The sequence below is a fragment of the Pantoea deleyi genome (assembly GCF_022647325.1).
GTDB classification, from domain to species: Bacteria; Pseudomonadota; Gammaproteobacteria; order Enterobacterales; family Enterobacteriaceae; genus Pantoea; species Pantoea deleyi.
Map to the genome: position 1 here is coordinate 1,675,334 of NZ_CP071405.1, position 20,081 is coordinate 1,695,414.

The window sequence follows — 20,081 nt, forward strand, 5'->3', positions numbered from 1 at the left end:
GCATGCAGCGGGCGGGTGGCGGCCCGGCCGCGCGGTTTACCACAATTTTTGCGGCAGTATCGCGAGCTTAAGGTTTCCTTAATATGCAGTCGCGATACTGCCTGCTCCAACTGAGGAGGATGCTATGAAAACTGTTTCTGCTGACCTGCCTGTTACCACCCCGCGTCCGGTCAGCGAATATGCTGCACTGCTGATTGCCGCCGCGACGGTCGTTCTGTTTCTCTCGGCCTGGTTCAGCGCTTAAAACCGGACCACTGCCCGACAGCCGCTTTGATCGCGACGGTTCTCTAAGAAAAACTGAAAGCGGTGTAACTGGACGATGCGGCTGACGATGCTCAGCCCGAGTCCGATCCCGCCATAGCGGCTATCCATCCGGATGAAGGCCTTACTCAGCTCGCCACTTTTACTCTCATCGATTCCCGGTCCCTGATCTTCCACCACCATCATTGGCTGCGGTGAGGCGAGCAGATGCACACTGATGGTGCTGTTCTCCGGGCTGTAACGATGGGCGTTCTCCACCAGATTCCGCAGCAGCATCTTCAGCAGTGTCGCATCACCGCGGACAAACTGCTCCTGCGGCAGGTCGAACAGCAGCGTCTGCTTGTGCGCCTCCAGCATGATGCTCAGCTCCGCCTCCATCGGCAGAATCACATCTTCAATCAGTCCCACGTTCTGATAGGTGCCGGAGGTAAAGGACTGTCCCGCGCGCGCCAGACTTAGCAGCTGCGACACGCTGTGGGTCATCTGATCCAGCCGCTGAACCAGCGGCTGAACTTTGACATCGCTGTGACGTTCGATTAACTCCAGATGCAGGCGCAGACCGGCCAGCGGCGTGCGCAACTCGTGCGCCACATCGGCGGTAAAGAGGCGCTCACGCTCCAGGCTGCTGTTCAGACGGGCCACCAGCTGGTTGATTGCCTGGGTAACCGCGTCGATCTCATGTACCTGGCTGTGGCAGGCCACCGGGTCGAGATTCTCTTCGCTGCGGCTTTCCAGTTCTCTCTGCAGGCGATAAAGCGGCCGGGTGATCCATTTCACCGCCTGATAGCAGAGCAGCAGGGTCAGGGTGATCATCACCAGACTCGGCACCGCCAGGCTGGCCACGGCTTCGCGGACTTCGCGCTCGACGTTGCTGTCCATATTGCGTTTCTGCAGATGCGCTTCCACCAGAAACTGAATCTGCTCTTTACTCTCGTGCCAGAGCCAGACCACGCTGATCACCTGGAAAACCAGCAGGATCAGGCCAATGGTCAGGATAAGGCGAAAGCGCATACTGCGATGATCGAAACGTTTTATCATGGTGCCTCGCGAAGGCCGTCCTGCGTGACCAGCGCATACCCAAAGCCGCGCACGGTGCGGATGGCGCTTTTGCCAATCTTGTCGCGCAGATTATGGATATGCACTTCCAGCGTATTGGTCGAGGGTTCGGTTTCCCAGTTGTAGATATCCTGGTAGAGAATTTCGCGGTGAACCGGATTGCCGGCCTTGAGCATCAGCCGCGACAGAATCGCGAACTCTTTGGGTGTCAGGTCCAGCAGCACGTCGCTGAGGGAGATCTGACGGTGGGTCATATCCAGCGCCAGCGCGCCCACTCTTACCTGGGTATCACCCTGATTGACATTGCGGCGGATCAGAGCACGGATCCGCGCCAGCAGCTCATCCAGCGAGAACGGCTTAATCAGATAGTCATCAGCACCGGCGTCAAGCCCGGCAATGCGCTCGCTGATGGTGTCGCGCGCGGTCAGGATCAGCACCGGCGTCATCTTCTTCTGCCGCCGCAGGCGGATCAGGAAATGGAGGCCATCCTCGTCCGGCAGACCCAGATCCAGTACCACCAGACTGTAGAGCCCGCTGGCAAAGTGCGCCTCGGCATCGCGCACCCGCGACACGCCGTCGCAGACATAGCCTTCACCTTCCAGCGCCAGCATCAGCCCCTGCAGCAGCAGGGCGTCATCTTCAACAATCAGTATCTTCATTAAGGTTGGCTCCGACACGATGTCAAAATATCATCCGCAGGCACATATTCGTGAGTTGCGGTGCCGGTTAATCCCAGCAGGGTGGAGAACAGATTATCCTGAGAGAAATCGTCTGTCGCGGCCAGTTTAGTCAGGCAGCTGCGGTTAACCGCAAAACGTTGCTGATAATCCTGTGACAGCCAGAGCAGCAGCGGGACATGTTTCTGCGTGTCCGGGGCGATAGCGTAGGGCAGGCCATGCAGATAGGCGCCATTTTCGCCCAGCGACTCCCCGTGATCAGAAAGATAGACCAGGCTGGTGGTAAAGCGATCCTGATGCGCGCGCAGGATGCCGATGGCCTTATCCACAATGTGATCCACATTCAGTATCGTATTGTCGTAGGTGTTAATCAGCTGCTGTTGCGAGCAGTCCTGGATCTGATTGGTGTCACAGGTCGGCGCAAACTGACGCAGCTGTGGCGGATAGCGATGGCTGTAGGTCGGTCCGTGGCTGCCAATCGTATGCAGGACGATCACCGCGTTGCCTTTCAGCTGGCTGATGTACGCATCCAGACCATGGAACAGAACGTCGTCATAACATTCGCCGTCGATGCACATGCCGGGCAGGTTCAGGCTGGTCATATCCTGATGCGGAACCCGATCGCAGGCACCTTTACAGCTCCCGTCATTCTCATTCCACAACACGCTGATCCCGGCGCGCTGAATCACATCCAGCAGCCCCTCCTGATGAGCGGCCAGCACGTCGTCGTAGTGGGCGCGCGGCATGTTGGAGAACATGCAGGGCACCGACACTGCGGTCGCCGTACCGCAGGAGGTGGTGTGCGCGAAGTAGATCACATCATCTTTCGCCAGCAGGGGATTGGTCAGCCGCGCATAGCCGCCCAGCGAGAAGTTCTGCGCGCGCGAGGTTTCGCCCAGCACCAGAATGGTGAGCTGGGGTTTACCGGTGCGGTGATCGGGCAGCAGATGCGCATCTTCCCCGATGCGCACCAGCGGCACGTTCTGCAGCTCCTGATGCTTATACCAGGAGAGCGTCGCGGCGATGCTGTTGGACGGACTCAGCGCTTTCACCAGTTCACGGTTGTTGCGGAACAGCGATGCGTAATCTTTATAGAAGAGCAGGGCGACCAGCACGATCAGCGCGGCCGAGAGGATCAGGCTGAGCAGGCGTGCCAGCACGCCGCGCCACTGCTGCCGTTTCACCCGAGGCCAGAACATCAGCAACGCCATCAGCACGCCTGAGGTCAGCAGGGTAAATATCAGCTGCGGCGTGATCAGCGCAAAGGTTTCTGAGGCGGTGGTGTCCATCATATTGGTGATCATCGAGCGGTCGATCACGATGTGATAGGTCTGAATAAAGAACTGCGCCGAGGCGGAGACCAGGATAAACAGCGCGGCCAGCAGCCTGTCCAGCCAGAGAAACGAGGCCAGGGTCAGCACAATATTAATGACGCTGAAGGCGACCAGCGGCATCGATAAAAATACCAGCGTGGTGTGGAGGCTATCCAGCGGCATCACCGCCAGCACCTGCCGGTAATAGGCAATATTCAGAAAGAGTGCAATGTAGAGCGCAGCGAGGATCAGCAAGCTGAGGCGGCTAATCAGCGGCCTTTTAAGGGTAAACGCCATGTGAGCAGAAACCAGAGTAATAAAAGTGTCACGAGAGTGCGCTTTCTAGATTAGGAATACCTTAAGACGCTTAAGGTTGGATAGCGGCCAGCTGTCTCCTGTGCTGAACAGGCCGGATCCCAGTCACGCCTGGCGCGGAACTGCCCCTGCCATCCGGAGAGCCACACGCTGACGGGGCGCTTTTCTGCTTATTTAAACGCAGCGGCTGGCATGAAAACTGCATATTTCTGGCGTAACCCCTATTAATGACTACACTTAATGCGAAGGTGTTCTCAGGTAGCCAGTATTGTCAGCAACGCGTTTGCACGTTTGAGGAGAGTGACCTATCGAATCACCCTGTTTTACCCCTCAATCACCGCCTTTCAGAATTTCCCGCTTGCTGACCTGACTGCGTCAGGACATTCTTGTTTTAACTCAATGTTTTATTCAATACGATTTCAGGAGAAGTGACGTGAATCAGGTGGCAGACCCCCATGCCAGTTACCCGACATTAACAAACGGACAGTACGCCTTCTTTTTTGATGTCGATGGCACGCTGGCAGCAATCCAGTCCCGTCCCGAAGCGGTCTTTATTCCTGAGCAGGTTATCGCCCAACTCCAGCAGCTCTCTGCCCACTCGCAGGGCGCACTTGCACTGGTTTCCGGCAGACCCATTGAACAACTCGATGCGCTGGCCGCCCCCCTGAAGGGGCCGGCGGCGGGCGTGCATGGTGCAGAACGCCGTGACGCAGAAGGGCACCTGCAGCGTATCAGCCTGCCGGCTGAGGTCGAGCAGGCGCTCAGAAGCGAACTGCAGGAGGCGATGGATGCCTGGCCGGGCACCCAGCTGGAAGTCAAAGGCATGGCGTTTGCCCTTCACTATCGCCAGGCGATGCAGCACGAGCAGGATGTGCTGCGTCTGGCTGAACAGTCTGTCAGACGTTTTCCGGGGCTGGCGCTCCAGCCGGGAAAATGTGTGGTAGAGATTAAACCGCAAGGTATCGATAAAGGCGCTGCCATCAGCGACTTTATGCAGCAGCCCCCGTTTGCCGGACGGACGCCGGTCTTTATCGGCGACGATCTGACAGACGAGAAGGGCTTTGCCGCCGTGAACGCCGCGCAGGGCATCTCCATAAAAGTAGGTGAAGGTGCCACAGAGGCGAACTTCCGGCTTGAGGATGTGAATGCAGTTTACGGCTGGCTGGAAAAAATATTATTACTATCAGAACAAGACAACGTCGGTAAGGAGTTTAGGTTATGAGTCGTTTAGTGGTTGTATCTAACCGTGTCGCCATGCCAGATGGGTCTAAAACCAGCGCAGGCGGCCTGGCCGTCGGCATTCTCGATGCCCTGAAAAGCACCGGTGGATTGTGGTTTGGCTGGAACGGTGAAATCAGCGAGTTCTCTGGCGAAGAAGAGGAAGAGGTCAGAGTCCAGGAGCATGAGGGTATCGAATATGCCTCATTCCCGCTGAACCAGAACGATTACGATCTCTATTATTGCCAGTTTTCGAATACGGTCATCTGGCCCGCTTTCCATTATCGCCTCGATCTGGTGCAGTTCCAGCGTGAAGCCTGGGAAGGCTACTGCGACGTCAATGATGCGGTGGCGCAGCGCTTAAAACCGCTGATCAAGCCTGACGATATTGTCTGGATCCACGATTATCACTTTTTACCTTTCGCGGCCGCGCTGCGTCGCGCAGGCATCAATAACCGTATCGGTTTTTTCCTGCATATTCCGTTCCCGACACCGGAAATATTCAACGCGCTGCCGCCGCATAAAGAGCTGCTGGAGATGCTGTGCGAATATGATCTGCTGGGCTTCCAGACGGAATCGGATCGCGTGGCGTTCCTGGACAGTGTCAGCCAGCTGACACAGTTGCAGAATAAAGGCGATAAAAAGCACCGTGCCTTTGGCAATACCTTTATGACCGAGGTTTATCCGATCGGAATCGAGCCAGACAGTATTAAAGAGATGGCCGAAGGACCGCTGCCGCCAAAAATGGCCGCGATGAAGAAAGAGCTGGGCGATGCGCGCAATATTATCGCCTGCGAACGTCTCGACTATTCTAAGGGGCTGCCAGAACGGTTCCTTGCCTATGAAGCCCTGCTGGAAAACTTCCCGCAGCACCGGGGCAAAATCCGCTACTCGCAGATTGCCCCGACTTCACGCGGCGATGTGCAGGCCTACCAGGATATCCGTCATCAGCTGGAAACCGAGGCAGGGCGCATCAATGGTAAGTACGGCACGCTGGGCTGGACGCCGCTTTACTACCTTAACCAGCACTTCGACCGTCGCCTGCTGATGAAAATCTTCCGTCTGACCGATGTGGGTCTGGTCACGCCGCTGCGTGACGGGATGAACCTGGTGGCGAAAGAGTATGTGGCGGCGCAGGACCCGGACGATCCGGGTGTGCTGGTGCTGTCGCGCTTCGCCGGTGCGGCCAATGAGCTGACGTCAGCCTTAATCGTGAATCCTTATGACCGCGATGAGGTGGCCGCTGCGCTGGATAAGGCGATTACGATGCCGCGTACCGAAAGGATCTCCCGCTACAACGACATGATGGCGGTACTGCGTAAGAACGACATCACCGCCTGGCGCGAAAGCTTCCTGAAGGACCTGGAACGTATCGACCCGCGTAGCGTAGATCACAACACCGTCAACAACGTCGCGACCTTCCCGAAACTGGCCTGATCGGGCTGATAAGCGGCAGTGGTATCCTGGGATATCGCTGCCGTTTTTTTTTGTGCTGCCTGACACGCTCTCTGCTCTCTGACACCGCCCGCAGGGCCTCTCTCTCTGCGCCCGCGAGCCATCACATAAAATGGCCCGATTCCTGCAACGCTCTTTGTCCTTCTCTGTCAGGCCGCGGCAGGCCGCTTTCTTTAGCTTTATTACTCAAGTTTTGCGCCGGGCTGCCGATAGAGTCATAGGCGAAGCTTAACCTGTTGTTAATTCATTCGTATTTCTTATATAAACTCTTGTTACATTGGGTGCTGGAGCCTTAACGCTCTGCTGCAATTGTTAACATCAGGTTGCCTTAAACCCGGCATACTGCCGCTAAGACCTTAACGCTTTCATTACTCACCCTGTGCAACTCTCCCCATAAGTAACTAATTTAACTGCAAATAACCACCCCTATGTTTAGCATAAAATGCTGGTAACCCATCATTAGTTGGTTCTAAATAGGGTGATAAAACGATTAACACCCGATCTTCATTTCATCATCCTCAAAGCCTCGAATAGCGATGCATTTACCCCCTATTAAACCTTTCTCAGGACAAATTGGACTTAAAAGTCGTGATTTTTGCTCAAAAAATGACCAGAAGGTTAGCGATGGTAAAGGGTTGCTGAAGAAATTTGCCTTAAAAGTGTGATCTGCGTCACACTTTATCCAAAATTCCCTCTGGCTGTCGTTGTATGTCGAAAACAGACGATATAGATTTGCGTTGTTTTCGGATTAGTCCTAAAAAACCTAAGAAGACATCACGGAAGCTGTCTGAAACTCGAAAATAAAATGGCATGGATTTTTGACCTTTGGTGGGTCTGAAACCCACAAAAAACAGAAGGCAGAAGGCATGGCATTAAGGTTAGCTGAAGGTTTCTTTGCCATCTTTTGATTTAATATACAGCAGCTCGAACCGCAGATAAGTTTCTGCGATACAGTTACGTCTCATCTCTCAGGATGGAAAAAAATGGGCACCTCTGAAGTACTAAAACATATTTACGACCTCAACTTGTCTTATTTACTGCTCGCGCAGCGTTTAATTAACCAGGATAAAGCTTCTGCAATGTTTCGCCTCGGAATTGACGAGAAAATGGCGAACGCATTATCTGAATTAACATTGCCTGAGATGGTAAAAATGGCGGAAACCAATCAACTGGTTTGTCAGTTCCGTTTTACCGACAGCACAGCGATTAATCGTCTGACACAGGAATCACGCGTGGATGATTTACAGCAAATCCACACCGGTATTTTATTATCGAGCGGTTTACTGCGTAACGCGTCTAAAGATGATCTGCCTGCTAAAAAGAGAGCGATGTCATGAGTGAGAAAAGTATTGTTCAGGAAGCCCGTGACATTCAGCTGGCGATGGAGCTGATCACCTTAGGTGCGCGCCTGCAGATGTTAGAGAGCGAAACCCAGCTGAGCCGTGGCCGGTTGATTAAGCTCTATAAAGAACTGCGTGGCAGCCCGCCACCGAAAGGCATGCTGCCATTCTCGACGGACTGGTTCATGACCTGGGAGCAGAACATTCACGCCTCGATTTTCTGCAACGCCTGGAAATTTTTGCTGAAAACCGGCCTGTGCAGCGGCGTTGATGCCGTGATCAAGGCCTACCGGTTATATCTTGAACAATGTCCGCAATCGGACGAGGGCCCGCTGTTGGCGCTGACCCGCGCCTGGACCCTGGTCCGATTCGTTGAGAGCGGCATGCTGGAGCTGGCGGATTGCAAGTGCTGCAATGGCAGCTTTATTAACCATGCGCATCAGCCGGTTGGCAGCTTCACCTGCAGCCTGTGCCAGCCGCCATCACGCGCCGTAAAAAGACGTAAACTTTCTGCAGAACCTGCCGATATGTTTCCACAACTGCTGGATGAACAGGTTAAACACGCCGTTTAAATTTGTTCGCATTGTGGAAGTCATCCAGCAGCGGTTAATACCGCTGCTTTTTTTTTGCTTGCGGTTCAGAAATAACAGCTGCTGCGCTGGCGTCACTTCCACCAACACGTTTCGGACGTAAGGAATTTTTGTGCTGATAATTATAGGTTACCTGGTTGTTCTGGGCTCCGTGTTAGGCGGATACGCGCTGGTAGGTGGCCATCTGGGCGCGCTTTATCAGCCGGCCGAATTATTAATGATCGGGGGTGCCGGTGCCGGTGCTTTTTTAGTCGGCAACAACGGCAAGTCGATTAAGAAAACACTTAAGGCGTTGCCTTTATTATTTCGCGGGTCTAAATACAACAAAGCCGTTTACATGGACTTAATGGCGCTGCTTTATCGCCTGATGGCGAAGTCACGTCAGCAGGGGATGTTATCGCTGGAACGCGATATTGAAGATCCCAGCCAGAGCGAAATTTTTGCTAATTATCCCCGCATCCTTGCCGATAAACAGTTAGTGGATTTTATTACTGACTATTTACGCCTGATGGTAAGCGGCAACATGAACGCTTTCGAAATCGAAGCCCTGATGGACGAAGAGATCGAGACCTACGAACACGAGTGTGACGTACCAGCGCAAAGTATTGCCGCCGTGGGTGATGGTCTGCCGGCGTTCGGTATCGTGGCGGCGGTAATGGGGGTCGTGCATGCGCTCGCCTCAGCTGACCGTCCGGCGGCGGAACTGGGTGCGCTGGTGGCCCACGCGATGGTGGGAACCTTCCTGGGGATCCTGCTGGCTTACGGGTTTATCTCGCCGCTCTCTTCGGTGTTACGCCAGAAATGTGCGGAAACCACCAAGATGATGCAGTGCATCAAAGTGACCCTGCTGTCGAGCCTCAACGGTTACGCGCCACAGATTGCGGTGGAATTTGGACGTAAAACGCTGTACTCCGCCGAGCGCCCGTCGTTCAGCGAACTGGAAGAGCATGTGCGTAACGCCAAGAACCCGGCTAAACAAACTTCGGACGAGACTTCATGAAACACGGCAATCGCCCAATTGTGCTGATCAAAAAGCGCAAACATAAAGGCCATGAAGGCAGCCACGGATCGTGGAAGATTGCCTACGCCGACTTTATGACGGCGATGATGGCCTTTTTTATGGTGATGTGGCTGCTCTCGATCGCCAACCCGCAGGAGCTGGTGCAGATCGCTGAGTATTTCAAAACGCCACTGAAGGTGGCGATTACCGGCGGGGCGCGCAGCAGTGACAGCGAAAGCCCCATCCCCGGCGGCGGTGACGATCCGACGAAGAAAGATGGCGAAGTAAAAAAGGCCGTCGATATGGATGCCCAGAAACGCCAGCTGGATGATATTCGCCTTAACCGGCTGCGTGAAAAGCTGGACCAGTTGATTGAAGCCGACCCGCGCCTGAAAGCGCTGCGTCCGCATCTGATTATCAACATGGTGGAAGAGGGGCTGCGTATTCAGATTATCGACAGCCAGAACCGCCCGATGTTTAAGACCGGCCGGGCCGAAGTTGAGCCTTACATGCGCGACATTCTGCGCGCGATAGCGCCGATTCTGAATGACATTCCCAACCGCATCAGTCTGGCCGGGCATACCGACGATTTCCAGTATGCCAGCGGCGACAAAGGCTACAGCAACTGGGAACTGTCGGCCGACCGGGCCAACGCCTCGCGCCGTGAACTGGTGATGGGCGGCCTGGATGGCGGCAAAGTTTTACGAGTGTTAGGCATGGCCGACACCATGCGCCTGAAAAATCGCGGCGGGAATGACGCAGTGAACCGCCGCATCAGCCTGCTGGTGTTGAACCACGACACCGAAGCAGCAATAGAAAAAGAAAACGCAGAAAGTGATGCCGTCCAGATCAGCGATCCGGCGGCGATTGAACAGATTCGCGCACCGCTGGCAACACCAGGCAGCGCGGTGAATACAGCAGCCCCCTCACAACCGAGGTGATTCCCGTGAGTATGGACATCAGCGATTTTTACCAGACGTTTTTTGATGAAGCCGATGAGCTGTTAGCGGATATGGAACAACACCTGCTGGGCCTTGACCCGCAGGAGCCAGATTCTGAGCAGCTTAACGCCATCTTCCGTGCCGCGCACTCCATCAAGGGTGGGGCCGGAACCTTTGGTTTTACGGTATTACAGGAAACGACTCATATCCTGGAAAACATTCTGGATGGTGCTCGTCGCGGCGAGATGCAGCTCAGCACCGACATCATCAACCTGTTTTTGGAAACCAAAGATATTATGCAGGAACAGCTCGATGCTTATAAAACCGCGCAGGAGCCGAACGCGGAGAGCTTCAAATATATCTGTGAAGCACTGCGCCAGCTGGCGCTGGAGGCTAAAGGTCTGCCGGTCGACGCAGCTGCCCCTGTCGTCGCGGCCAGCGCCGCGCCGGTAAGCGCAGAGGCAGCCAGCACCGGCGGCCTGCGTGTCCAGCTGATCGATCTCAAAGAGAAAGAGGTCGATCTGATGCTGGAAGAGATGAGCAATCTTGGCACACTGACCGACGTGAAGAAGGGCACCAGCACGCTGGATGTCTGCATCGATGGCGTAGGTAAAGATGACATCGTTGCCGTGCTCTGCTTCGTTATCGACGAAGCGCAGATCCGCTTCCCTGACGCTGAGGCCGCAGCGGCCCCGGTGGCGCCGGTCGCCACACCGCCGGTCGAAGAGGTTCACACTGCCACGGTCACCGAACTGCCGGTGGCGGCGGTGAAGCGCGAGAGCAAGCGCGCGGCGGCGCCAGCCAAGTCGAGCGAATCCACCAGTATCCGTGTGGCGGTCGAGAAGGTCGATCAGCTGATCAACCTGGTGGGCGAACTGGTGATCACCCAGTCGATGCTCGCCCAGCGTTCCGGCGAACTCGATCCGGTCGCGCATGGCGACCTGCTGAACAGCATGGGTCAGCTGGAGCGTAACGCCCGCGACCTGCAGGAATCGGTAATGTCGATTCGTATGATGCCGATGGAATATGTCTTCAGCCGCTTCCCGCGTCTGGTGCGTGACCTGGCCAGCAAACTGGGTAAAGAGGTCGAACTGACGCTGCTGGGCAGCTCAACCGAACTCGATAAGAGCCTGATCGAACGCATCATCGACCCGTTAACGCACCTGGTGCGTAACAGCCTCGACCACGGGATCGAAACCCCGGAAAAACGCCTGGCAACCGGCAAAACGGCAACCGGCAACCTGACGCTTTCTGCGGAACATCAGGGCGGCAACATCTGTATCGAAGTCTCGGACGACGGTGCGGGCCTGAACCGTGAACGTATTCTGGCAAAAGCCCTCTCATCCGGCCTGCCGGTTCACGAAAACATGAGCGACGAAGAAGTCGGCATGCTGATCTTCGCGCCGGGCTTCTCCACCGCCGAGCAGGTGACCGATGTCTCAGGACGCGGCGTCGGCATGGACGTGGTGAAACGAAATATTCAGGAGATGGGCGGTCACGTCGAAATCGCCTCGAAGCAGGGCAAAGGCACCACCATCCGTATCCTGCTGCCGCTGACGCTGGCGATCCTGGATGGCATGTCCGTCCGCGTGGCCGACGAAGTCTTTATCCTGCCGCTGAATGCGGTGATGGAATCGCTGCAGCCGCGCGCCGAAGAGCTGAAACCGCTGGCCGGTGGCGAGTGCGTGCTGGAAGTGCGTGGCGAATATCTGCCGCTGGTTGAGCTGTGGAACGTCTTTGATGTGCAGGGCGCGAAAACCGAAGCCACGCAGGGCATCGTGGTGATCCTGCAGAGCGCGGGCAAGCGTTACGCGCTGCTGGTCGATCAGCTGATTGGTCAGCATCAGGTGGTGGTGAAGAACCTGGAAAGTAACTATCGCAAGGTGCCGGGCATCTCCGCAGCAACCATTCTGGGCGATGGTAGCGTGGCGCTGATTGTGGATGTTTCAGCACTGCAGTCACTTAACCGTGAAAAACGTGTGGCCGGCGCTGCCGCCTGATTGATAACGTAAGGGTAAATATTATGAGTGGAATGGCAACCGTGACAAAAATCGCTGGCGAAACCGTCGGCCAGGAGTTCCTGGTCTTCACGCTCGGCGACGAAGAGTACGGCATCGATATCCTCAAGGTTCAGGAAATTCGCGGTTACGATCAGGTGACGCGCATCGCGAACACCCCTGATTTCATCCGCGGCGTCACGAACCTGCGCGGCGTGATCGTGCCGATTATCGACCTGCGCGTGAAGTTTGCGCAGCCCGATGTGGAGTACAATGAGAACACCGTAGTCATCGTGCTGAATCTGGAAAGCCGGGTGGTTGGTATCGTGGTCGACGGCGTGTCAGACGTGCTGTCACTGACCCAGGATCAGATCCGGCCTTCGCCGGAGTTCGCCGTCACCATGTCCACCGAGTACCTGACCGGTCTGGGTGCGCTGGGTGAACGCATGCTGATTCTGGTCGACATCGAGAAGCTGCTGAGCAGCGACGAGATGGCGCTGGTGGATAACCTGCGCACTGCGTAATCCCTCCTCATGACGGGCCGGTAATCACCGGCCCGTCATCGTTCTGCTCCGCATAAATCCCTTTAAAATCATCCACTCCGCACTATATGATCATAATTCCCTGTCAGGTGCTGCCGATAACTTTTTGGCTACTCTTAATCACCTACATTTATCAGGGTTAATTATGTTAACGAAAATCCGCGTTGTGACCAGCCTGTTTCTGGTGTTCCTGATCTTCGGACTGCTCCAGGTTCTGTCCGGATCTGTTTTCTACTCGGCGTTAAGCCATGACAAAGAGAGTTTCGCGGTGTCGCAGCTGGCGACGCAAAACACCCAGGCGCTCAACGATGCCTATATGAGCCTGAACCAGAGTCGGGTGCTGCTGACCCGTATTCAGCTGCGTTTCGCCAACAGCAGACTGGAAGGGAAAACGGCGGACGTCGCCAGCCTTCTGGAGGAGAGCAAAGGCTTTCTGCAGCTGGCGGAGGGCTTTTTCAAAGACTTTAAATCCACGCCGGATACGCCGGGAGAAGATCTGCAGCTCAGCAACCAGCTTGAGCAGCGCTACAGCGATTACGCTGCCGCACTGAACGGCATGCAGAGTGCGCTGCAGACCGGCGATCTGGTCGCTGCCGGAAAAATCCCGGTCGCTTCCAGCCAGAATGCGTTTCTGACGCTCTACCGCGAATGGCGTGCCGATCAGAATCGCCTGTCGGCACTGGGGGTGGAAAAGAACAGCGAAGCCTACAGCCGCATGATGTGGATCCTGGCCTGCATCACCACCGCAGTGGTCGCGGTGATGGTGCTCTGCTGGTTCGGACTGCGCGAAATCGTACTAATGCCACTGAACCGCAGCATTAAACATATTCAGACCATCGCCCGGGGCGATCTGACTCAGCCGATTGAGGTCGCGGGCAACAACGAGATGTCGCAGCTGGCGGCCAGCCTGCACGATATGCAGCAGTCGCTGATGCGGACCGTTACCCACGTACGCGAAGGATCGGATGCGATTTTCACCGGTGCCAGCGAGATCGCCGCCGGTAACAACGACCTCTCTGCCCGCACCGAACAGCAGGCCGCCTCGCTGGAACAGACTGCGGCCAGCATGGAGCAGCTCACCGCCACGGTGAAACAGAATGCCGAAAATGCCCGTCAGGCGTCAAAACTGGCGCTGAGCGCATCGGAAACGGCCGAGAAAGGCGGCAGCGTGGTCGACAGCGTGGTGAAAACCATGAGAGACATCGCGGGCAGCTCGAAAAAGATTGCGGACATCACCAGCGTGATCGATGGCATCGCGTTCCAGACCAACATCCTGGCGCTGAACGCCGCAGTGGAAGCGGCGCGCGCCGGTGAACAGGGCCGCGGCTTTGCGGTCGTGGCGGGCGAGGTGCGTAACCTGGCCCAGCGCAGTGCCCAGGCGGCCAAAGAGATCAAGGGGCTGATTGATGACTCCGTTAACCGGGTTAATGTCGGCTCTCAGCTGGTCGGCACGGCGGGGGAAACCATGGGCGATATCGTCAATGCGGTAACGCGCGTCACCGATATCATGGGGGAGATCGCCACGGCGTCGGATGAGCAGAGCCGCGGTATCGAACAGGTCGGGCTGGCGGTTAACGAGATGGACCGCGTGACGCAGCAGAACGCCGCACTGGTCGAGGAGTCCGCCACGGCCGCCGCCTCGCTGGAGGATCAGGCCAGCCGGTTAAGCCAGTCCGTTGCCCTGTTTAAAATCAAACGCGACGACGGGCAGCCGAGCCTGACCAGACATCTGCCGATCGCCGGGCCTGAAACGGCGGCACTGACGTCACGTAACGCGGTCACCGCGCCGGTCAGCGATACGCATTGGGAAACATTCTGATAACAGGCTGCGCATCCTGCGGGATGCGCAGCACCCGCTTCCGACCGCTCTGCCACCATCCTCTGCGCCTTCCGGATGATAAAAATAGTTACAAAAGCGCATTCTTACCGGAAAGCGTCGAAAAGCGTTAATTAAACGCGTAACTGCGCCGATATAGCCGCTGCACCTTAATCAACCTGCAGGGGAACAAGATGTTAAAAAAAATAAAAGTGGTCACCAGTCTTATCGCGGTACTGGTTATCTTTGGCGTACTCCAGTTACTTTCTGGCAGCCTTTTCTGGTCAGCACTGAATAAAGACAAAACGGCCTTTGCACTGTCGCAGGTCTCTAATCGCAATGTCACCGAGATGACGGACGCCTATATCTCGTTAAACAACAGCCGTACCACACTTAACCGCGGCATGCTGCGCTTGCAGACCAGCATGGCGTCACAGATGAACGGCGGTCAGCTTGATGAGCTGATCGCTAAAGCACAGAAACAGTTAGTGGAAGCCGATCGCCACTTTAAGATCTACTACCACCTGCCGACCACGCCGGGTCTGGATGAAACCCTGGGCGACAAGCTGGAAGCCGACTACGCCAGCTACGAGAATGGCCTGAAGGCGATGGTGAAGAGCCTGCAGGCGCGCGATCTGGAAGGGATGTTCAGAGAGAACATCGAACAGAAGCAGGTCGCCATGCAGGGCAGTTATGACCAGTGGCGTGCGCGCCAGACGGCGCTCTCCGATCAGGGCATGGCGCAGAACCAGAAAGCCTTTACGCAGATGATGTGGCTGCTGGCCGTGATTGGCGTGGTGGTGCTGGCGGTGATTATCACCTGCTGGTTTGGCCTGCGTCAGGTCCTGATTCAGCCGCTGCAGCAGCTGCTGGTGCAGATCCGCACCATCGCGTCCGGGGATTTGACTCAGCCGATTGTGGTGGAAGGACGCAATGAGATGAGCCAGCTGGCCGCCGGGATCCATGAGATGCAGCAGTCGCTGGTGATGACCGTGGGCAACGTGCGCGACGGGTCGGATGCCATCTTTACCGGTGCCAGCGAAATCGCCGCCGGCAACAACGACCTCTCTGCCCGCACCGAAGAGCAGGCCGCCTCGCTGGAGCAGACCGCCGCCAGCATGGAGCAGCTCACCGCCACCGTGAAGCAGAACGCTGACAACGCCCGTCAGGCGTCGAAGCTGGCGCTGACCGCCTCTGAAACCGCGCAGCAGGGCGGCAAAGTGGTGGAGGGCGTCGTCACCACCATGAAAGAGATCGCGGGCAGCTCGAAGAAGATTGCCGACATCATCAGCGTGATCGACGGCATCGCCTTCCAGACCAACATCCTGGCGCTGAACGCGGCGGTGGAAGCGGCGCGTGCCGGCGAACAGGGTCGCGGTTTTGCGGTGGTGGCCGGTGAAGTACGCAGCCTGGCGCAGCGCAGCGCCCAGGCCGCCAAAGAGATTAAGGCGCTGATCGAAGACTCCGTGTCCCGCGTCAACAGCGGATCGCTGCAGGTGGAGAGCGCCGGCAGCACCATGGATGAGATCGTGGGGGCCGTAACCCGCGTCACCGACATCATGGGCGAGATCGCCTCGGCGTCCGATGAGCAGAGTCGCGGAATTGACCAGGTCGGTCACGCCGTTACCGAGATGGATCGGGTAACGCAGCAGAACGCCTCGCTGGTGGAAGAGTCGGCCGCTGCGGCCGCCGCGCTGGAGCAGCAGGCCAGCGCACTGACCCAGGCCGTCTCCGTTTTCAGAATTTCCCGCGCCTGATTTCTCTGCGATCACCACAGCGGCGGCGTTAAGCCGTCGCTGTGCGTAAAGTTCCCCCCTCTGCCGCCGATAAATAAACACGAATCGCAATCCCAATGAGGTGTTTATGTTTAGTCGTGTTCGTGTTGTTACCGGTCTGCTGTGCGTGCTGGCGCTTTTTGCGCTGCTGCAGCTCTTCTCCGGCGGTATGTTTTTTAAAACGGTCAGTTCAGATAAAGATAATTTTGCTTACAACCAGCAGTTAAACACCCTGCAACAGGCGATGGGCACCTCATGGGTTTCGCTGGTTCAGGCGCGTAACACCCTGAACCGTGCCGGTATCCGCTTCCTGCAGGATGCGCAGATGTCCGGTTCGGGGGCCAGCGTGAAAGAGCTGGTGGCGCTGGCAGGCGAGGAGCTGAAACAGGCGGAAGTGAACTATCAGATCTTCAACGACAACCTGTCGGAGAAGGGCAAAACCGCCGAGAACGTCCTGGCGTTACAGGCGAACTACAAGGCCTATCACGATGCGCTGGCTGAGCTGATGGTCTTCTTTACCACCGGCAACTTCAAAGGATTTGTGGATCAGCCGACGCAGAGCTATCAGGACAAGTTCCAGAAAGATTACACCGCCTGGCTGGATCACAACAAAGAGCTGGCCCAGCAGGGCGTGGAAGCTAACCAGCAGGCTTACAGCCGCTCCATCACCATCGTTATCGCGACGCTGGCCGTTACGCTGCTGATGATTATCCTGGTGTGGAACCTGATGCGCTCGATGCTGATCCGTCCGCTGCGTCAGAGTATCGAACATATCCAGCACATCGCGCGCGGCGACCTGACTCAGACCGTTGAGATTAACGTCCGTAACGAAATCGGCGATCTGCTGACGTCGGTGCAGCATATGCAGCAGGAGCTGGTCCGCACCGTCCGCACCGTCCGCGACGGATCGGACGCCATCTATACCGGTGCCAGTGAGATCTCCATCGGTAACAACGACCTCTCTTCACGCACCGAGCAGCAGGCCGCTTCGCTGGAGGAGACCGCCGCCAGCATGGAGCAGCTGACCGCCACCGTGAAGCAGAACGCCGAAAACGCCCGTCAGGCGTCGAAGCTGGCGCTGACCGCCTCCGAAACCGCGCAGCAGGGCGGCAGGGTGGTGGATGGCGTGGTCACCACCATGAAAGAGATCGCGGGCAGTTCCAAGAAAATTGCCGACATCACCAGCGTGATCGACGGCATCGCCTTCCAGACCAACATTCTGGCGCTGAACGCGGCGGTGGAAGCGGCGCGTGCCGGTGAACAGGGCCGTGGGTTTGCGGTGGTGGCCGGGGAAGTGCGCAGCCTGGCGCAGCGCAGTGCGCAGGCGGCCAAAGAGATTAAGGGTCTGATTGAGGATTCGGTCAGTCGCGTGAACACCGGCTCGGTACTGGTAGAGAGCGCGGGTGACACCATGAGCAACATCGTCAGCGCGGTCACCCGCGTTACCGACATCATGGGTGAAATCGCCTCAGCGTCCGACGAGCAGAGCCGTGGCATCGACCAGGTTGGCCTGGCCGTTACCGAGATGGATCGCGTGACGCAGCAGAACGCCTCGCTGGTGGAAGAGTCCGCCGCAGCGGCCGCAGCGCTCGAAGATCAGGCAAGTCATCTCAAACAAGCGGTATCTGTGTTCAATATTGGTAAAGAATTTGTCGCGCAGGCCGTTAACAAGACAACGGCGATAAAAACGCTGCCGTCAGAAGCATCGTTAGCCGTTGGTCGTTCCTCTGCGGGACGCAGCGACGACAACTGGGAAACCTTTTAATTGCCCGTCGCCCGGCAGCCATTAAGCCGCCGGGCATCGCAGCAGACAGCTATTTTATTCAGTTCGGGCCAGGTGCAGAGATGAAGAAATCGACGGTATTAGATCAAAATGAGACGACAACGCTGCTGTCGCAGATGGTGCAGCGTTTACCGCTCTCCGATACGCATTTTCGCCGTATCAGCCAGCTGATCTATCAGCGTGCCGGTATCGTACTGGCCGACCACAAGCGTGAGATGGTGTACAACCGTCTGGTCCGTCGTCTGCGCACGCTGAACATCGACGATTTTGGTCGCTATCTGGCGCTGCTGGAGTCCGATCCCAACAGCGCCGAATGGCAGGCCTTTATCAACGCCCTGACCACGAACCTGACCGCCTTCTTTCGCGAAGCGCATCACTTTCCGATTCTGGCGGAGCATGCGCGCAAGCGCCAGGGCAACTACAGCGTCTGGAGCACCGCAGCGTCAACCGGTGAGGAGCCTTACTCCATCGCCATGACGCTGGCGGAAACCCTGGGCACCGGACCGGGCAAGTTCCAGGTTCATGCCAGCGATATCGACACCCAGGTACTGGAAAAAGCGGTAGCGGGGGTTTATCGCCAGGAGGAGCTGCGCACGCTGTCACCGGCGCAGATGCAGCGCTTCTTCCTGCGCGGCACCGGCCCCCATGCGGGCATGGTGCGGGCGCGTCCCGAGCTGGCCAACCTGGTCACCTACGCGCAGCTGAACCTGCTGGCGAACGAGTGGTCGCTGCCGGGGCCGTTTGACGCCATTTTCTGCCGCAATGTGATGATCTATTTCGATAAAGAGACGCAGGAGAAGATTCTGCGTCGGTTTGTCCCCCTGCTGAAGCCCGGCGGCATCCTGTTCGCCGGTCACTCCGAAAACTTCAGTCAGATCAGTAAAGAGTTCTGGCTGCGTGGACAAACCGTCTATGGACTGACGAAGGAAAGATGATGAGCAAAATCACCGTGATGTGCGTGGATGACTCTGCGCTGATGCGGCAGTTGATGACCGAAATCATCAACAGCCATCCGGATATGGAGATGGTCGCTACGGCACCCGATCCGCTGGTCGCCCGCGATTTGATCAAGCAGTTTAATCCGCAGGTGCTGACGCTGGATGTGGAAATGCCGCGCATGGATGGCCTCGATTTCCTGGAAAAACTGATGCGGTTACGGCCGATGCCCGTGGTGATGGTCTCCTCGCTGACCGGCAAAGGCTCTGAAATTACCCTGCGGGCACTGGAGCTGGGCGCGGTCGATTTCGTCACCAAGCCGCAGCTGGGGATCCGTGAAGGGATGCTGGCCTACAGCCAGATGATCGGCGACAAAATCCGCGCGGCTGCCCGTGCCCGTGTGCATAACCGTGCCGCGATGCCGGTGCCCGCGTCGCTGAAAGCGGGGCCGCTGCTGAGCAGTGAGAAGCTGATAGCGATCGGCTCCTCCACCGGCGGCACCGAGGCGATTCGCCATGTGCTGCAGCCGTTACCGGCGACCAGCCCGGCGCTGCTGATTACACAGCATATGCCGCCAGGCTTTACCCGCTCCTTTGCCGAGCGTCTGAACAAGCTCTGTCAGATCACGGTAAAAGAGGCGGAGGATGGCGAACGTATTCTGCCGGGCCACGCCTACATCGCGCCAGGCGCGATGCACATGGAGCTGGGCCGCAGCGGGGCCAACTATGTGGTGAAACTGAATGAAGGACCACCGGTTAACCGGCACAAACCCTCGGTGGATGTGCTGTTTAAATCGGTGGCGACAAACGCCGGCCGAAACGCGGTGGGGGTGATCCTCACCGGCATGGGCAACGACGGTGCCGCCGGGATGCTGGAAATGCACCGGGCGGGCGCCTGGACCATCGCCCAGAATGAAGCCAGTTGTGTGGTATTTGGCATGCCGCGTGAGGCGATTGCCACAGGCGGCGTGAGCGAAGTCGTGGATTTAAGCAACATCAGCCAGCACATGCTGGCGAAAATTAGCGCCGGACAGGCATTGCGTATTTAACAGGCCCGTCCTGCCGGG

Annotated in this window: 16 protein-coding genes; 13 read left to right on the plus strand and 3 right to left on the minus strand. The window is 57.0% G+C overall.

Annotation, left to right across the window (positions count from 1 at the left end):
* Positions 1 to 240: 240 nt before the first annotated feature.
* From pmrB to eptA, 3 genes are read right to left on the minus strand one after another with little or no spacing between them, the layout of a single operon-like run.
* Positions 241 to 1,299: a two-component system sensor histidine kinase PmrB gene (gene pmrB, locus J1C59_RS07840; protein WP_128085056.1), complete on the minus strand. Its 1,059-nt coding sequence runs from the start codon at positions 1,297 to 1,299 to the stop codon at positions 241 to 243.
* Positions 1,296 to 1,976 (minus strand): two-component system response regulator PmrA, encoded by a 681-nt coding sequence (gene pmrA / locus J1C59_RS07845; protein ID WP_128085057.1) that lies wholly within the window; start codon positions 1,974 to 1,976, stop codon positions 1,296 to 1,298. Before pmrA ends, pmrB begins: the two co-directional genes overlap by 4 nt.
* The gene (gene eptA, locus J1C59_RS07850) at positions 1,976 to 3,604 is read right to left on the minus strand and encodes a phosphoethanolamine transferase EptA (protein WP_128085058.1); all 1,629 of its coding nucleotides are present in this window, start codon (positions 3,602 to 3,604) and stop codon (positions 1,976 to 1,978) included. The genes pmrA and eptA overlap by 1 nt, the downstream gene beginning before the upstream one ends.
* Positions 3,605 to 4,055: 451 nt before the next feature.
* Between eptA and otsB the strand changes: the two genes are divergently transcribed.
* From otsB to J1C59_RS07915, 13 genes are all read left to right on the plus strand, one after another.
* Entirely contained in the window at positions 4,056 to 4,844 is a 789-nt protein-coding gene (gene otsB, locus J1C59_RS07855; protein WP_128085059.1) for a trehalose-phosphatase, read from the plus strand.
* Positions 4,841 to 6,277: an alpha,alpha-trehalose-phosphate synthase gene (otsA, locus tag J1C59_RS07860; protein ID WP_140916810.1), complete on the plus strand. Its 1,437-nt coding sequence runs from the start codon at positions 4,841 to 4,843 to the stop codon at positions 6,275 to 6,277. The genes otsB and otsA overlap by 4 nt, the downstream gene beginning before the upstream one ends.
* A 1,001-nt stretch (positions 6,278 to 7,278) precedes the next feature.
* A complete protein-coding gene (gene flhD / locus J1C59_RS07865) occupies positions 7,279 to 7,632 on the plus strand; it encodes a flagellar transcriptional regulator FlhD (protein WP_111141566.1) in 354 nt (117 codons plus the stop codon).
* Positions 7,629 to 8,207 carry a flagellar transcriptional regulator FlhC gene (flhC, locus tag J1C59_RS07870; RefSeq protein WP_111141564.1) on the plus strand — a complete coding sequence of 193 codons (579 nt, stop codon included), beginning with the start codon at positions 7,629 to 7,631 and terminating at the stop codon, positions 8,205 to 8,207. Before flhD ends, flhC begins: the two co-directional genes overlap by 4 nt.
* Before the next feature lie 130 nt (positions 8,208 to 8,337).
* Positions 8,338 to 9,225 (plus strand): flagellar motor stator protein MotA, encoded by an 888-nt coding sequence (gene motA, locus J1C59_RS07875; RefSeq protein WP_128085060.1) that lies wholly within the window; start codon positions 8,338 to 8,340, stop codon positions 9,223 to 9,225.
* Positions 9,222 to 10,166, plus strand: coding sequence for a flagellar motor protein MotB (motB, locus tag J1C59_RS07880; RefSeq protein ID WP_128085061.1), 945 nt, complete (start codon positions 9,222 to 9,224; stop codon positions 10,164 to 10,166). Before motA ends, motB begins: the two co-directional genes overlap by 4 nt.
* A gap of 11 nt (positions 10,167 to 10,177) precedes the next feature.
* On the plus strand, positions 10,178 to 12,166 hold the full coding sequence (gene cheA, locus J1C59_RS07885; RefSeq protein ID WP_208721832.1) for a chemotaxis protein CheA: 1,989 nt from the start codon (positions 10,178 to 10,180) through the stop codon (positions 12,164 to 12,166).
* Between the two features lie 23 nt (positions 12,167 to 12,189).
* Positions 12,190 to 12,687 (plus strand): chemotaxis protein CheW, encoded by a 498-nt coding sequence (cheW, locus tag J1C59_RS07890; RefSeq protein ID WP_128085063.1) that lies wholly within the window; start codon positions 12,190 to 12,192, stop codon positions 12,685 to 12,687.
* A 163-nt stretch (positions 12,688 to 12,850) separates the two neighbouring features.
* On the plus strand, positions 12,851 to 14,524 hold the full coding sequence (locus J1C59_RS07895; protein WP_128085064.1) for a methyl-accepting chemotaxis protein: 1,674 nt from the start codon (positions 12,851 to 12,853) through the stop codon (positions 14,522 to 14,524).
* Between the two features lie 191 nt (positions 14,525 to 14,715).
* A complete protein-coding gene (locus J1C59_RS07900) occupies positions 14,716 to 16,278 on the plus strand; it encodes a methyl-accepting chemotaxis protein (RefSeq protein WP_128085065.1) in 1,563 nt (520 codons plus the stop codon).
* Between the two features lie 106 nt (positions 16,279 to 16,384).
* The gene (locus tag J1C59_RS07905) at positions 16,385 to 18,061 is read left to right on the plus strand and encodes a methyl-accepting chemotaxis protein (RefSeq protein WP_128085066.1); all 1,677 of its coding nucleotides are present in this window, start codon (positions 16,385 to 16,387) and stop codon (positions 18,059 to 18,061) included.
* An 80-nt stretch (positions 18,062 to 18,141) separates the two neighbouring features.
* A complete protein-coding gene (gene cheR, locus J1C59_RS07910) occupies positions 18,142 to 19,014 on the plus strand; it encodes a protein-glutamate O-methyltransferase CheR (protein WP_128085067.1) in 873 nt (290 codons plus the stop codon).
* Entirely contained in the window at positions 19,014 to 20,063 is a 1,050-nt protein-coding gene (locus J1C59_RS07915) for a protein-glutamate methylesterase/protein-glutamine glutaminase (RefSeq protein WP_128085068.1), read from the plus strand. The genes cheR and J1C59_RS07915 overlap by 1 nt, the downstream gene beginning before the upstream one ends.
* Positions 20,064 to 20,081: the final 18 nt, after the last annotated feature.

Bases quoted from the DNA above. Each gene is read 5' to 3' on its own strand.
- pmrB (WP_128085056.1), bottom strand. From the start codon at position 1,299: ATGATAAAACGTTTCGATCATCGCAGTATGCGCTTTCGCCTTATCCTG.
- pmrA (WP_128085057.1), bottom strand. From the start codon at position 1,976: ATGAAGATACTGATTGTTGAAGATGACGCCCTGCTGCTGCAGGGGCTG.
- eptA (WP_128085058.1), bottom strand. From the start codon at position 3,604: ATGGCGTTTACCCTTAAAAGGCCGCTGATTAGCCGCCTCAGCTTGCTG.
- otsA (WP_140916810.1), top strand. From the start codon at position 4,841: ATGAGTCGTTTAGTGGTTGTATCTAACCGTGTCGCCATGCCAGATGGG.
- flhD (WP_111141566.1), top strand. From the start codon at position 7,279: ATGGGCACCTCTGAAGTACTAAAACATATTTACGACCTCAACTTGTCT.
- flhC (WP_111141564.1), top strand. From the start codon at position 7,629: ATGAGTGAGAAAAGTATTGTTCAGGAAGCCCGTGACATTCAGCTGGCG.
- motB (WP_128085061.1), top strand. From the start codon at position 9,222: ATGAAACACGGCAATCGCCCAATTGTGCTGATCAAAAAGCGCAAACAT.
- cheA (WP_208721832.1), top strand. From the start codon at position 10,178: ATGGACATCAGCGATTTTTACCAGACGTTTTTTGATGAAGCCGATGAG.
- cheW (WP_128085063.1), top strand. From the start codon at position 12,190: ATGAGTGGAATGGCAACCGTGACAAAAATCGCTGGCGAAACCGTCGGC.
- J1C59_RS07895 (WP_128085064.1), top strand. From the start codon at position 12,851: ATGTTAACGAAAATCCGCGTTGTGACCAGCCTGTTTCTGGTGTTCCTG.
- J1C59_RS07900 (WP_128085065.1), top strand. From the start codon at position 14,716: ATGTTAAAAAAAATAAAAGTGGTCACCAGTCTTATCGCGGTACTGGTT.
- J1C59_RS07905 (WP_128085066.1), top strand. From the start codon at position 16,385: ATGTTTAGTCGTGTTCGTGTTGTTACCGGTCTGCTGTGCGTGCTGGCG.
- cheR (WP_128085067.1), top strand. From the start codon at position 18,142: ATGAAGAAATCGACGGTATTAGATCAAAATGAGACGACAACGCTGCTG.
- J1C59_RS07915 (WP_128085068.1), top strand. From the start codon at position 19,014: ATGAGCAAAATCACCGTGATGTGCGTGGATGACTCTGCGCTGATGCGG.